Source organism: Kitasatospora sp. NPDC004615 (assembly GCF_042873545.1).
Taxonomy (GTDB): Bacteria; Actinomycetota; Actinomycetes; order Streptomycetales; family Streptomycetaceae; genus Kitasatospora.
The window spans coordinates 245492-259188 of record NZ_JBIALQ010000003.1 but is presented as its reverse complement, the minus strand read 5'-3'; the positions used below and the strand labels follow the sequence as shown (position 1 = coordinate 259188).

Sequence of the window (13697 nt, the reverse complement as noted above, 5' to 3'; positions counted from 1 at the left end):
GTCAGCTCCTCACGTCGACGACTCGTCCCAGCGCGCACGCCAGCCGCCGGGTGGAGAGCCGGCGTGCCACATTCTCCTTGCCCTTGCGGTACAGGACGTTGCCGACGGCGCCGGCCGCCATCGCGGGGTAGCCGACCAGCCCGGGCAGTTTCCACACCTCGGTGGCCAGCGCGGGGCCGACCGTGCCCGCCGCGGTGAGGATCAGTTCGACGGCCATCCCGCCGATCGGGACGAGGCCGGTCCGGTCGCCGAGGATGGCGGCGACCCGGCTCAGGTGGGCGTCCAGCGCCTTGCGCGCGGAGAGCGGGTCCTCGGCCGCGCGCAGCCGCTCAATGCCTTGCCAGAACGGCGATCTGGCGGTGCGGCCGCGTTCGGCGCGGGCGTGCAGCAGGGCGGCGATCGCGTCGGCGGCGTCGGTGCGCAGCGCCGCCATCCGGGCCCGTACCCGTTCGTCGGTGAGGCCTGCCGCAGCGCCGACCTTCACCTCGAACAGTGGCCCGTCCGAGGTCTCGTCGGTCTCCGGGAGGGTTCGTCCGGCCCGGTGGCGGTACTGGGCGAGGGCGAGTTCCTGGGCGGTGGCGCGGGCGGCGAGCCGGTTGTCGTCGTGGCCCTGGCCGGTGCTGAGGGTGGTGTCGGCGACGCCGATGGAGTCCACCACGATCAGGTTGTAGAGGGTGTCGACGAACTCCACCAGCAGGCCGAGGGTCTCCGGCCCGCCGACGATCTCCTCGGGGGTCCGTCCGGCGGCGTCGCCGGGCCACGGCCGGGCCAGTCGCAGCCGGCTGCGGTGGTGGAACGCGTGCGGGCGGTCGGCGCCGAGCCGGCGGATCGCGGTGGCCACCGTGGCGTGCACCTCCCGGTACGGCTCGGGCAGGTCCGCCACCGCCCGGCCCATCGGCGAGGTCTCGTCGACGGCGGCGAGCACCAGCTCGCCGAGCGCGTACAGCCGGGCCGGCGGCCGGGCGGCGACCCGGGGGAGGTGCCGGAACTCGTCGCGGACCACCGCCAGCCCGTCGGCCCGCTCCGGGTCGAGCCATTCGGCGTTCAGCAGCCGGTCGAAGTCGGCGGCCTGTTCCCGCACGTCGCCGGGGTCGAGGCCGTATTCGGTGGGGTCGTTGAGTTCGGGCAGCAGGCTGCTCAGGAACGGACTGGCCGGATCGCCCGCCTGGGCGAGGATGCCGGCCACCGCCTCCTCGTACGAGCGCACCCCGAACAGGTGGAGCCGGAACGGGTGTTCGCCCGCCGCGCCGCTGTCCCGGGCCCGCAGTACGGTGGCCGCGACCCGCTGGAACCCGAACGAGTCGAACGCGTACGACTGCGGGACGACCACCTCGCGGCCAAGCGCCAGCGTCATCAGCACCTCGGTGAAGATCTGCAGGTGCAGCTCGTCCTCGTGCCCCTCGGCCGTGCGGTCCGGCCCGGGCCAGGTCGTCCGGGTCGAGTCGAGCGACTCCAGGTACTGGTACCGCGTGCCGTCGTCGTACGCCATGTCGTGCCCCCCAGGACGAACCGTCGCACGGGGACGCTACTCGTGGCGTCCGGTACTGGCCAGCCCCGGGGCGACGGGCCGTCAGAACAGCGTGGGTTCGCCGTCCTGGGCGGGCAGGCCGGGCAGCGCGTCCTGCCACAGGGTGGCGTCGCTGAACGGGAGTTGGCGCATGCTGCCGTCGCAAAGCACCAGCGAGCGGCGGTCGCGTTTGTGGTCGTGGACGATGCCGTAGCCGGTGCGGCGGGTGGGCATGAGGGCGACCGGACGGCCGCAGGCGGGGCACTGGACACGGGGTGCGCGCATGGGTACCAGGGTGCCCGAACCGACCGACAGCCCGACAGTGGCCGGTGACGATTGCGGGGGGCCGGGCGGGGGAGGAGAGTGCGGGCGGAACGAGTGGAGGTTGTCGTGAGTGAGCTGGTCGAGCGGCTGAGCAAGGGACTGCCGGACGGCGCCGTCGCGGTGGACCCGGACGTCACGGGCGCGTACGCCCGCGACATGGCGGGATTCTGCGAGGCGGGCGAGCCGGCCGTGCTGGTCTTCCCGGAGACGGTCGAGCAGGTGCAGCACGTGATGCGCACCGCCACCGAACTGCGGGTGCCGGTGGTGCCGCAGGGCGCGCGCACCGGCCTGTCCGGCGGCGCGAACGCCGTCGACGGCTGCATCCTGCTCTCGCTGACCCGGATGAACCGGATCCTGCACCTGGACCCGGTCGACCGGATCGCGATCGTGCAGCCCGGCGTGGTCAACGCCGAACTGTCCCGGGCCGCCGAGGCCCAGCAGCTGGCCTACCCGCCGGACCCGTCGAGCTGGGAGTCCTGCACCATCGGCGGCAACATCGGCACCGGCGCCGGCGGCCTGTGCTGCGTGAAGTACGGCGTGACCAGCGAGTACGTGCTCGGCCTGGACGTGGTGCTGGCCGACGGCCGACTGCTGCGGACCGGCCGGCGCACGGCCAAGGGCGTGGCGGGCTACGACCTGACCAGGCTGCTGGTCGGCTCCGAGGGCACCCTCGGCGTGGTGGTCGAGGCGGTGCTCGCGCTGCGTCCCGCGCCCGGCCCGCAGCTGGTGCTGGCGGCCGAGTTCGACTCGGTGGACGCCGCCGGGCGGGCGGTGTGCGACGTGATGGCCGCCGGGTTCACGCCCTCGCTGATGGAGCTGATGGACGCCACCACCGTCCGGGCGGTCAACGAGATGACGCAGATGGGGCTGCCGGGGTCCACCAGGGCGCTGCTGCTGGTCGCCTTCGACGGCCCGGACCAGCGCGAGCTGCTGGCCGCGGTCGGCGCGCTGTGCACGGCCGCCGGGGCCACCGAGGTGGTGCCGGCCGAGGACCGGGCGGAGTCCGAACTGCTGCTCCAGGCCCGCCGACTGGCGCTGCCCGCGCTGGAGCGGATGGGCACCACGATGATCGACGACGTGGCGGTGCCGCGCAGCGCGCTGGCCGCGATGCTGAACGGCGTCGCGGAGATCGCCGAGCGGCACGGGCTGACCATCGGCGTGGTCTCGCACGCGGGCGACGGCAACACCCACCCGGTGGTGATCTTCGACGCCAAGGATCCGGAGCAGGTGGAGCGGGCCCGGATCTCCTTCGACGAGATCATGGCGCTCGGCCTGGAGCTGGGCGGCACGGTGACGGGCGAGCACGGCATCGGGTTGCTGAAGCGCGAGTGGCTGGCCCGAGAGCTGGGGTCGGTCGGGCTGGAGCTGCAGCGGCAGATCAAGGCGGTCTTCGATCCGCTGGGTCTGCTCAACCCGGGAAAGATGATCTGAGGATCGTTCTGAATTCGGATCGGATTTCCATTGCCCCTGGCGTGCGGATAAAAATCGACATTTGACGGTCATCTCGGCTGTGACCGGGGCGCGGGCGCACCATTCGTGCGCCTGCGGGGTGGAACGACTCGCCGGAAAGCGGCGGCCTGCGCTCCGCCGTCCGGGCAGAAGCGCAGCTCAACAGCCATGCAACCAGCGGCCGGCCACCCCGTGCGGCGACCTCGGTATCACGCGAACGAGGGAAAAGGCCCAGTGGTGCTGGTGCTTTGTCGATTTGTTGCGGAATTCTGTTCCCAGGAAGAAGTGCAGGGAAGTGCAGGACAGTGATTCACGGTCATCAGCTGTGACCATCGGAACCGGACATCGGCAGCACGGAGGAAATCCATGGCGCGCTACTGACCTCCCGGCGGGAGGTGCGGCCGGGCCGGCGGGGGCGCCGGACCGGCCCGAGCACGGACCGCCGGAGTACCCGGGAGTGGAAAGGGTCACCCGCCTCGGGGAGCAGGACGAGCAGAAACCCCTCGGGGGCGCGGCAGCCGCGAACGGCACCGCGCCCCCGAGGGGTGTTCGGAAGAGGAAGCCCTACCGCGGAGGCCCTACCGCGGAGGCCCTACCGCCTGGCGGTGAGCGTGGCCCCGACGCTGGCGGCCACCACGCAGAAGATGCCGAACAGTTGCGGCAGGCCCAGCACCTGGCCGAGCACCAGCAGCCCGACCAGCGCGCTGACCGCCGGGTCCAGGCTGACGATCACGCTGAACACCCGCTGGGACATCCGGCGCAGCGCGACCATCTCCAGCGCGTACGGCAGCACCGGGAAGAGCAGGGCGACACCCGCGATCGCGAGCAGCAGCAGGGCGGGGGAGTCGGAGCCGGACAGGCCGTGCATCGCCTCGGCGGCGCCGAACGGGGCGAGCACCACCATGCCGACGGTGAAGGAGACCGCCAGGCCCTCGAAGCCCTTGAACGCGGCGCCGACCTTGTCGGTGAACAGGATGTAGCCGGAGTAGCAGGCGGCCGCCCCGAAGGCGCAGGCCAGGCCGACCGGGTCCAGGCTGGAGCCGGACTCGCCGTGGCCGAACAGGGTGAGCAGCACCACGCCGCCGGCGGCGAGCATCGCCCACAGCACGTGTCCGGCGCGCCGGGCGAAGACCAGGGCGACGGCGAGCGGGCCGAGGAACTCGATGGTGGCGGCGGTGCCCATCGGCAGCCGGTCGACGGCCGCGGCGAACAGCAGGGTCATGCCGGCGGACGCCACGCCGAGCAGTCCGGCCAGCGCCAGGTCGCGCTTGCTGCGGCCGCGCAGCCGGGGACGGGTGAAGGCGAGCAGCACGATGGCGGCGAAGGAGATCCGCAGGAAGGTCGCGCCGGCCACCCCCAGCACCCCGAACAGCGGCTTGGAGGCCGCCACACCGAGCTGGACCGCCACCATCGAGACCACGCACAGCACCGGTGCCGGGATACCGCCCAGCCGTCGTCGCATTCCGCTTGCCCGGGCTCGGCCGGAACTGGTGACCTTGGAAACGGAGGCGATGGCGGGGATGTCGGTGGTGCTTTCGACGGTGAGGGAGGTGCCTGGCATGAGATCGAGTGTGTCGTAAGGAGTGCCTTTGGTCAAAGACGGTTACCGCCAGAGGCAAGCCGGGGTGCACTGGGAGGCGAATCAAGGCCCGCGGGCCGTCGGCGGCGCGTGCCGCCCGGGCGAACTGACGACCGGTCAGCGATCCCGCCGCGCGACCATGGAACTGTGACGTGCCCCGCATTCCGAACACGCCGCGGACCCGGACGGACACGCGCGGAGACGGAAAGCCGCGCAGGTCGGCGGCGTCGGTCTCATCTCGGTTGCGGCTACTGACAGCGCGGGTGTGCCGGGGAAACAATCGGAGGCATCGCCTACTACCTGCGGGTAACAATCCGCCGGCCGGTCAAGGAGGACCCCTGGTGTACAGCACGATGCAGGACGTTCCACTCACTGTCGCCCGGATTCTGCAGCACGGGGCCACCATCCACGGCCGGTCGACCGTCACCACCTGGACCGAGAACGGCCCGGTCGTGCGGACCTTCGCCGAGGTCGGCGGCCGCGCCGCACAGCTCGCCCACGCCCTCCGGGACGAACTCGGGGTCACGGACGGCAGCGTGGTGGCCACGCTGATGTGGAACAACACCGAGCACCAGGAGGCGTACCTGGCGATCCCGTCCATGGGAGCGGTGCTGCACACCCTGAACCTGCGGCTGCCCGCCAACCAGCTGGAGTACATCGTCCGGCACGCCGCGGACCGGGTGGTGATCGTCAACGGCTCGGTGCTGCCGCTGCTCGCCGCCGTCCTGCCCAAGCTCGCCGACGTCGTCCGCCACCTGGTGGTCTCCGGCCCGTACGACCCGGCGCTGCTGGCGGGCTTCGAGGGGACGGTGCACGACTACGAGGCGCTGATCGAGGGCCGCCCGACCGACTACCCGTGGCAGACCGACATCGACGAGAAGCAGGCCGCCGTGCTCTGCTACACGTCCGGCACCACCGGCGACCCCAAGGGCGTGGTGTACAGCCACCGGTCGATCTATCTGCACTCGATGCAGATCATCGCCCCCGCCAGCTTCGGCCTGACCCCCCGCGACATCGTGCTGCCGGTGGTGCCGATGTTCCACGTCGGCGCCTGGGGCATCCCGCACGCGGCGTTCATGACGGGCTCCAGCCTGCTGATGCCGGACCGCTTCCTGCAGCCCAAGCCGCTGGCCGCGATGATCGACCGGGTGAAGCCGACCTTCGGCGCCGCCGTCCCGACCATCTGGAACGGCCTGCTGGACGAGCTGGACGCCGGCGACTACGACACCTCCACGCTGAAGTCCGTCGTCATCGGCGGCTCGGCCTGCCCGCCCGCGCTGATGAAGGCCTTCGAGGAGCGGCACGGCATCCGGGTCATCCACGCCTGGGGCATGACCGAGACCTCCCCGCTGGGCACCGTCGCCCACCCGCCGGCCGGCGTCAACGGCGAGGACGAGTGGACCTACCGGATCACCCAGGGCGTCTTCCCCGCCTCCGTGGAGGCTCGGCTGATCGGCCCCGGCGGCGAGGTGATGCCGCACGACGGCGTCGCCGAGGGCGAGCTGGAGGTGCGCGGCCCGTGGATCGCCGGGGCGTACTTCGGCGGCGCGAACGGCGAGCCCGAGCGTCCCGAGGACAAGTTCAGCCCCGACGGCTGGCTGCGCACCGGCGACGTCGGCACCATCACCGCCGACGGCTACCTGACCCTCACCGACCGGGCCAAGGACGTGATCAAGTCCGGCGGGGAGTGGATCAGTTCGCAGGCCCTGGAGAACCACCTGATGGCCCACCCCCAGGTGGCCGAGGCCGCCGTGGTGGCCGTCCCCGACGAGAAGTGGGGCGAACGCCCGCTCGCCACCGTCGTCCTGCGCCCCGGCGCCACCGTCGGCCTCCCCGAACTGCGCGCCTTCCTGGCCGAGCGGGTCGCCTCCTGGCAGCTGCCGGAACGCTGGTCGGTGATCGAGGCGGTGCCGAAGACCTCGGTGGGCAAGTTCGACAAGAAGGTGATCCGCGCCGACTACGCAGCCGACCGCCTGGACGTGACGGTGATCGGCAAGGGCTGACCACTCACGGTCCGCCCGGAACGCCCCGCCGCGGTTCTCGGTCCTGCGGCGGGGCCTTCGGGTACGGTCAGCGGCCGTTCACGACGGTGTTGGCGGTGATCGACCCATCGGTGCCATCCACCACCACCTGGTGGCGGACGCCGTCCGTGCCGAGCACCTCGACCGCCCAGGAGCTGCCGCCGCCCTCCCGGCCCACCACCGACAGCGCGCCCACCTTGCCGCCGGGCACCGCGCCGGCCGCCTTGGCCACCGCCTGATCGGCGGGCACGGTCGGCAGCGCGGCCGGCGCGAGCTTCGCCGCCCGGCCGCCCGGCTGCGCCTTCCCGTCGCCCTGGGCGCCGCGGTGCGCCGCCTTCCCGTCGCCCTTCTGCTCCCCGTTCCGGTGCTTCCCGTAATCGCTTCCCCATGCGTTCGGTGCCCCGGGAGCCCCCGGCTCCCGCATCGCGAACGGGGCGATCGGCGGCCGTTCCCGGCCGGAGTGGTGCGCCGCCACCGCGGCGGCACCGGCCACACCGACCCCCAGCACCAGCGCGACGGCCGCGCCGAGCACCCAGCGGCGGCCTCGCCGCTCCGGCAGCCGGATGTATCGCTTGCGCAGCGTCGGTCGGGCCGCCGCGGCGACCTTCTCCTCGGCACCGGACTCGAACGACTCCGGCGACTGCGGCTCGGACATCTGCGTCCCACTTCCCCTCGACGACCCGGCCGGGACCGAATCCGCCGGCCGGGCGCCCAGCATGCCGCCACCCGCCTGAAGCCAAGCTGAAGCCGCCCCCACCGCCGGATCCGGCGCCTGCCAGGCTGGTCCCCATGCGCGTACTGGTGGTCGAGGACGAACGGCGGCTCGCCGCCGCACTGCAACGCGGCCTGCGGGCCGAGGGGTTCGCCGTCGATGTCGCCCACGACGGCGAGGACGGCCTCTGGCTGGCCACCGAGCACGACTACGACGTGATCGTGCTCGACATCATGCTGCCCCGCCTGAACGGCTACCGGGTCTGCGCCCGGCTGCGGGCTGCCGGCGACGACACCCCGATCCTGATGCTCACCGCCAAGGACGGCGAACTCGACGAGGCCGAGGCGCTGGACACCGGCGCCGACGACTTCCTGTCCAAGCCGTTCTCGTACGTGGTGCTGGTGGCCCGGCTGCGCGCCCTGGTCCGGCGGACCGGCCGCCGTCTGCCGCAGACCCTGGAGTTCGGCGACCTGGCGATCGACCCGGCCCGCCACACCTGCACCCGCGCGGGCACCGAAGTGCGGCTCACCGCCCGCGAGTTCGCGGTCCTGGAGTGCCTGGCCCGGGCGGCCGGCGGGGTGGTCTCCAAGCGCGAGATCCTGGAGCGGGTCTGGGACTCGGCCTACGACGGCGACCCGAACATCGTCGAGGTCCACATCAGCGCGCTGCGCCGCAAGATCGACGCCCCGTTCGGCCGCAGCGCCGTCGGCACCGTCCGCGGCGCGGGCTACCGGCTGGCGGCGGACGGTGGCTGACCGCGTGCACCGCCTCCCGGCCCTCCGCCGCCTCCAAGTCCCGCCGCGCCTGCGGCGGTTGCTGCCGCGCTCGGTGCGGGCCCGGGCCACTTTCGCCGCCACCGCCGTGGTGACGCTCGCGCTGGGCGGCAGCTCGGCCGCGCTGCTCGCCGTGCTCCACGCCAACCTGCTCCGCACCGCCCAGGACTCCGCGGTCGAACAGGCAGGCAAGGTGGTCGAGTTGGCCGCCCGCGAGCACCTGCCGTCGATCCTCCCCCTGCACGGCGGAACCTCCATCTGGGTGGTGGACGGCCAGGGCCGCCCGGTCGCCGCCACCCCGGACCTGCTGGCGCACCCCCTCGCCCCGCCGCCGGTACCGCCCGCCGCAAAGGAGCAGCCCCAACCCGCCCAGGGCGCCCAGCCGTTGATGCCCGTGCCGCGGATGCAGGAGCACCGGTCGCGGGTGATCACCATGCCCGTCACCGGCCCGGACGGCTATCTCGTCGTCCACGCCAGCACCTCGCTGCGCGACGTGGACGCCGCCGGGGACACCACGAGCACCGCGCTCGCCGTCGGCGTCCCGGTGCTGGTGCTGCTGGTCGCGGCCGTCACCTGGCGGGTCACCGGCCGGGCACTGCGCCCGGTGGAGGCGATCCGGGCCGAGGTCGCCGAGATCACCGGCCATGACCTGCACCGCCGGGTCCCCGTCCCGCACACTGGCGACGAGGTGGCCCGGCTGGCCGTCACCGTCAACGCCACCCTGGACCGGCTGGAGGACGCGGGCCTGCGCCAGCGCCGTTTCATCGCCGACGCCTCGCACGAACTGCGCAGCCCCATCGCCGTGTTGCGCACCCAGTTGGAGGTGGCACTGGCCCACCCGGACCCGGAGCTCTGGCCCGAACTGCTTGCCGACGCGCTGGAGGACACCGTCCGCCTGCAGGACCTGGCGGCCGACCTGCTGCTGCTAGCCCGGCTGGACGCCGCCGACCCGGTATCCGTCGAACTCCTCGACCTGACCGCCCTGTTCGCCGCCGCGCTGGCCGCCCGCACCGCCGACCGGATCCCGGTCACGTCCCAACTCGCCGAGGGGGCCCACGTGCTGGGCAACCGCACCTGGCTGACCAGGCTGCTCACCAACCTGGTCGACAACGCCCAGCGCTACGCCACGAGCCGGGTGGAGGTCCAACTCGCCGTCCAGGGGCCGCTGGTGGTGCTGGAGGTGCGCGACGACGGGCCGGGCATCCCGGAGGGTGACCGGGAGCGGGTGTTCGAGCGCTTCACCCGGCTCGACGACGCCCGCAGCCGCGAACTCGGCGGCGCCGGACTGGGGTTGGCCATCGCCCGGGACCTCGCCGGGCACCACGGCGGCACCTTGGCCGCCGAGCCCGCCCGCACCGGCGCCCGCCTGGTCGCCCGCCTGCCGAAGGCGGGAGCCGAACAGAACTGACGGACGGTCAGAACGACGCGGCCGTCGCCACCTGCCCCAACGCGCCGACCCGGGCCAGAAGTTCGACGATCCGGCGCTGCACCTCGTCGGTGGTGGAGCGCTCCGCCAGGAACAGCACGTTCGCGCCGGTGCGCAGCCCGGCGCGGGCCTGCGGGTCCAGGTCGGCCGAGGTGTACACCACCAGCGGGGTGCGGTGCAGGCGGTCGTTGGCGCGCAGCCAGTCCAGCAGACCGAGGTCGCCGTGTTCGATCCGCTGCAGGTCGAGCACCACCAGGTTGGGCTGGATGCTGCTGGCCCGGGCGACCGCCTCGTTCTCGTCGGCGGCGTGCTCCACCTGCATGCCGCGCCGCTCCAGGCTGGTGACCAGCGCGGCGGCCACCTCGGGGTCGGACTCGACCAGCAGGACCCGCGCGGCGTGGTTCTCGCTGTCCCGGGGGGCCAGCGCCCGCAGCAGCACGGCCGGGTCGGCTCCGTAGGCGGCGTCCCGGGTGGCCTGGCCGAGGCCGGCGGCCAGCAGCACGGGGATCCGTCCGGCCAGTGCGGCGGTGCGCAGCGCCTGCAGGGCGGTGCGGGTGATCGGCCCGGTCAGCGGGTCGACGAAGAGCGCGGCGGGGGCCTGCGGCACCTGGGCGTCGACCTCCTCGCGGGAGGCCACCACGACCGGCCGGAAGCCCCGGTTCCGCAGCGCGTCGTGGGTGGACGGGTCGGGTTCGGGCCACACCAGCAGCGGCCGGGGGCCGTCGAACGCGGGTTCCTTGGCGGGGGCCAGTTCGGCGATCGGCCGGGGCGGTGTGCGCCCCTCGACCGCGCCGGGCCCGGCGGGCAGCGCCAGCGCGCCGCCGCCCTCGCCCGAACCGGCGGGCAGCGCCTGCCCGTTGACGGCCTGCGGGGCCGTCTCGGCCGGGGCGGCGGGCAGTTCGGCCTGCTGCGGCGCCCCGGGCTGCGGGAACGCGCCCGGGAAGGCGGCCAGCGGCCGCGGCGGGACGAGCCCGCCCAGCCCGGTGCCGACCGGCTGCGGCTGGCCGGCATCCCCGGCCGGCGGCGGCGTGGCGGGCATCGGGGGCACGGCCGGCGCGGCGGGCCGGGCGGCGACCTCCAGCGCGGTGGACGGCTCCGGCGCCCCGGCGGGGACGGGCGGCAGAACCGTCGTCACCTCCTCCGCGCTCTCCGCGGTGTCGGCGGGCAGCGCCAGCCGTCGCCGCCGCCCGGTGGGCTGGGTCGGCGGCACGACGGGCTCCGGCGGGTCGGCCGGCAGCGCGTGCTCCAGCCCCGGGTAGACGGGCGTCCCGGGGTCCGGGATACCGGGCAGCTGCAGCGCCGGCATGCTGTCGCCGGAACCGGCGTGCGCCCGGCGGGCCCGCCGCCCGGTACGCGTGGGCGGCTCGGCACTCGGCAGCTGGTCGGCCCCGGCGGCTCCACTCTCGGCCGGTTCGGCCGAGGCGGAGGAGGAGCCGGCGGCGGACGGCCCGGGCCCGAGCGCGATCGGCGCCCCGGGGGCGGCCGGTTCGGGCCGGGCGTCCTCCTCGCGGGCCGGGCGGGCCCGGCGCCGGCCGGAGCCCTGGGTGTCGTCGGCCCGGGCGGCGGGGGTGGCACCGTCCTCGGCCGGCTCGGGCGTTGACGGCGCGTCGTCCTTGGCCGGTTCGGCCGCGGGGGGCTGCCCGGGAAGGTCGGGCAGCATCGCGGTGTCGGAGTCCTTGGGGACGTGCTGCTGCTTGTCCGGCGTGTCGCCGTCGCCGCCGTCGGGGTCGAGCGGCAGCTCCACCACGTAGGTGGCCCCGCCGCCGCCGGGCAGGTCGTGCCGCTGCAGGACGCCGCCGTGCCGCTGGACGGCGGCGCGGGCGATCGGCAGGTGGACGGCGCTGGCGGTCTGCGCGGGGCCGCGCACCTCGATCCGGGCGACCTGTCCGCGCTGCGCGGCGGCCAGCACCACCATGGGCGGCTGCCCGGGGTCCGGCGCCGGCCCGGCGAACGCGCCGCCGGTGGTGGCGGATTCGTCCTCGGCGCGGGCGGGTTCGGGCACGGGCGTGACGCCGCTGACGTCGGCGACCAGGTGCGCGAGCGCCTGGGCGAGCCGCTCGCGGTCGGCGAGCACCTTCACGGCGGCGGCGTGCACCGAGTAGCGGACCCGGCCGGGGCCGACCAGTTCGCCGGCCCGGTCGACGGCCAGCTGCACGACCTCGTCCAGGCCGATCCGTTCGCGGTCCAGGGCGGCCTTGCCGCGCTCGGCGGCGGCCTCGAAGCGCTGGTGCTCCAGTACGCCCTCTATCAGCCGGCCGAACCGGCGGCACTCGTCGGCGAGCCGGCGCAGCGTCCAGTTGGCCTCCGGCCAGAGCTGCCCGGCGGGGTCGGCGGCGAGCGCGTCGATCCGCCGGTGCAGGGCGCCGAGCGCGCCGCCGAGTTCGGACTCCAGCACGGCGGTGAGGTGCTCGTTGCGTGCGGTGAGGGCGAGTTCGTGGGTGCGGTCGGTGAACGTCATGACGGCGCCGACCAGTTGCTCGCCGTCCCGGACCGGGGCGGTGGTCAGGTCGACGGTGACGGGGCTGCCGTCCTTGCGCCACAGCACGGTGTTGCGGATCCGGTGCTTGCGGCCGGAGTGCAGGGTGTCGTTCAGCGCCGAACTCTCGGCGGCCAGCGGGCTGCCGTCGGGCTGCGAGTGCTGGATCAGCGGGTGCAGTTCGCGGCCGCCGAGCTCGCTGGCCCGGAAGTCGAGGATGTGCGCGGCGGCCGGGTTGACCAGCACCACGCGGCCTTCCAGGTCGACGCCGAGGACACCCTCGGCGGCGGCCCGCAGGATCATCTCGGTCTGTTTGTGCTGGCGCCGGAGTTCGGTCTCCACTCCCAGGCGGGTCGACAGGTCACGGACCAGGAGCAGCAGCAGGTCCTGGTCCGTCGTGGTGAACGACAGGAACCCGTGCGCCTCCCCGCCGCCCTCGTCGGTGAAGTCGTTGCCCGACACTTCGACGGTGAAGGTGGTGCCGTCGGTGCGTCGGGCGGTCATCCGGACCGGTAGTTCCAGGCTCTGGGTCTCGCTCGCCGGGGGCCGCATCGAACCGGGGATTCGGCTGGGGTCGAACTCCGGCAGCAGGTCCAGCACTCCCCGTCCGACCAACGAGGTGCCGGGTGCCTGCAGGCTCTCCACGGCGGCCTTGTTGACGTCGACCACCGTGCCGTTGGAGTTCACCAGCAGCAACGGATCGGGCAGTGCGTCGAGTATCGCGGCGAGGCGAGCAGCGCCTCGGGTCGGCCTGCTGCTCACGTCGACAGGTCTCCTCACGCCTTCGGGCCGCCGCTTCGACGGGCGGCTCTGGCTCTCCTCGGAGACTGGAGTATCTCATTCTTCTTTGCGCCGTGGACGACCCGGCCAGTATCGTTGTGGTGGTTGGTGCCGGAGCCTTCGGCTGTGGCATCATCTCAGTCGCACGGAGTGCGCCGGAGTCCCGGTCGCAGTCCGGGTGTTGGAGGCGTCGCCTAGTCCGGTCTATGGCGCCGCACTGCTAATGCGGTTTGGGCTTTACCGTCCATCGAGGGTTCAAATCCCTCCGCCTCCGCTTCACCGGAAGCCCCGTCGGTCACTGACCGGCGGGGCTTCCGCGTTGTCGGCCACTGTTCGTCCAGCGGCCTCTGCGGCGGTCTTGACGGGGTCCCCGGCAATCGATTTCGCCCCAGGTCGCCGGTCATGTAATGTTGTCCCCGCACCGCCCAGGAGGCCAAGGCCGACGGGGCGAGCGCTCATAGCTCAACGGATAGAGCACTTGACTACGGATCAAGAGGTTGCAGGTTCGAATCCTGCTGAGCGCACCAATCTCCGCTCGCGGTTCCGCAAGGGGCCGTCCGAGCGCTCATAGCTCAACGGATAGAGCACTTGACTACGGATCAAGAGGTTGCAGGTTCGAATCCTGCTGAGCGCACCAGCCGAAGGCCCCG

9 protein-coding genes and 3 tRNA genes are annotated in these 13697 nt (G+C 73.6%); 7 read left to right on the top strand and 5 right to left on the bottom strand.

The genetic code is table 11. From position 1 onward, the window contains the following. Nucleotide 1: 1 nt before the first annotated feature. Nucleotides 2–1489 carry a hypothetical protein gene (locus ACFYS8_RS12290; RefSeq protein ID WP_387639495.1) on the bottom strand — a complete coding sequence of 496 codons (1488 nt, stop codon included), beginning with the start codon at nucleotides 1487–1489 and terminating at the stop codon, nucleotides 2–4. An 81-nt stretch (nucleotides 1490–1570) separates the two neighbouring features. Next, complete coding sequence (locus ACFYS8_RS12285; RefSeq protein WP_387639492.1) at nucleotides 1571–1792, bottom strand: hypothetical protein; 222 nt, start codon at nucleotides 1790–1792, stop codon at nucleotides 1571–1573. 105 nt (nucleotides 1793–1897) lie between these two features. Here ACFYS8_RS12285 and ACFYS8_RS12280 point away from each other — a divergent pair, with 105 nt between their 5' ends. Next, entirely contained in the window at nucleotides 1898–3262 is a 1365-nt protein-coding gene (locus ACFYS8_RS12280) for an FAD-binding oxidoreductase (protein WP_387639490.1), read from the top strand. A 610-nt stretch (nucleotides 3263–3872) separates the two neighbouring features. On the opposite strand, the gene ACFYS8_RS12275 is transcribed toward ACFYS8_RS12280, so the two are convergent. Next, nucleotides 3873–4841 (bottom strand): DMT family transporter, encoded by a 969-nt coding sequence (locus tag ACFYS8_RS12275; RefSeq protein ID WP_387639487.1) that lies wholly within the window; start codon nucleotides 4839–4841, stop codon nucleotides 3873–3875. 359 nt (nucleotides 4842–5200) lie between these two features. Between ACFYS8_RS12275 and ACFYS8_RS12270 the strand changes: the two genes are divergently transcribed. After that, entirely contained in the window at nucleotides 5201–6862 is a 1662-nt protein-coding gene (locus ACFYS8_RS12270; RefSeq protein WP_387639485.1) for a long-chain fatty acid--CoA ligase, read from the top strand. Between the two features lie 67 nt (nucleotides 6863–6929). Here ACFYS8_RS12270 and ACFYS8_RS12265 read toward each other — a convergent pair whose 3' ends face one another. Continuing rightward, nucleotides 6930–7535 carry a PepSY domain-containing protein gene (locus tag ACFYS8_RS12265; protein ID WP_387639482.1) on the bottom strand — a complete coding sequence of 202 codons (606 nt, stop codon included), beginning with the start codon at nucleotides 7533–7535 and terminating at the stop codon, nucleotides 6930–6932. 134 nt (nucleotides 7536–7669) lie between these two features. On the opposite strand from ACFYS8_RS12265, the gene ACFYS8_RS12260 reads away from it, so the two are divergent. Both ACFYS8_RS12260 and ACFYS8_RS12255 read left to right on the top strand, forming a co-directional pair. After that, nucleotides 7670–8347: a response regulator transcription factor gene (locus tag ACFYS8_RS12260; protein ID WP_387639479.1), complete on the top strand. Its 678-nt coding sequence runs from the start codon at nucleotides 7670–7672 to the stop codon at nucleotides 8345–8347. Beyond that, on the top strand, nucleotides 8340–9773 hold the full coding sequence (locus tag ACFYS8_RS12255; protein ID WP_387639476.1) for a sensor histidine kinase: 1434 nt from the start codon (nucleotides 8340–8342) through the stop codon (nucleotides 9771–9773). Before ACFYS8_RS12260 ends, ACFYS8_RS12255 begins: the two co-directional genes overlap by 8 nt. 7 nt (nucleotides 9774–9780) lie before the next feature. On the opposite strand, the gene ACFYS8_RS12250 is transcribed toward ACFYS8_RS12255, so the two are convergent. Next, the gene (locus ACFYS8_RS12250) at nucleotides 9781–13029 is read right to left on the bottom strand and encodes a PAS domain-containing protein (protein ID WP_387639473.1); all 3249 of its coding nucleotides are present in this window, start codon (nucleotides 13027–13029) and stop codon (nucleotides 9781–9783) included. Between the two features lie 201 nt (nucleotides 13030–13230). Between ACFYS8_RS12250 and ACFYS8_RS12245 the strand changes: the two genes are divergently transcribed. From ACFYS8_RS12245 to ACFYS8_RS12235, 3 genes are all read left to right on the top strand, one after another. Continuing rightward, nucleotides 13231–13321 (top strand) — tRNA-Ser (locus ACFYS8_RS12245). A 177-nt stretch (nucleotides 13322–13498) separates the two neighbouring features. Then, nucleotides 13499–13574 (top strand) — tRNA-Arg (locus tag ACFYS8_RS12240). Nucleotides 13575–13608: 34 nt separating this feature from the next. After that, nucleotides 13609–13684 (top strand) — tRNA-Arg (locus tag ACFYS8_RS12235). Nucleotides 13685–13697: the final 13 nt, after the last annotated feature.

Coding starts and splice junctions, on each gene's coding strand:
- ACFYS8_RS12265 (WP_387639482.1), bottom strand. CDS start 7,535: ATGTCCGAGCCGCAGTCGCCGGAGTCGTTCGAGTCCGGTGCCGAGGAG.
- ACFYS8_RS12275 (WP_387639487.1), bottom strand. CDS start 4,841: ATGCCAGGCACCTCCCTCACCGTCGAAAGCACCACCGACATCCCCGCC.
- ACFYS8_RS12260 (WP_387639479.1), top strand. CDS start 7,670: ATGCGCGTACTGGTGGTCGAGGACGAACGGCGGCTCGCCGCCGCACTG.
- ACFYS8_RS12290 (WP_387639495.1), bottom strand. CDS start 1,489: ATGGCGTACGACGACGGCACGCGGTACCAGTACCTGGAGTCGCTCGAC.
- ACFYS8_RS12285 (WP_387639492.1), bottom strand. CDS start 1,792: ATGCGCGCACCCCGTGTCCAGTGCCCCGCCTGCGGCCGTCCGGTCGCC.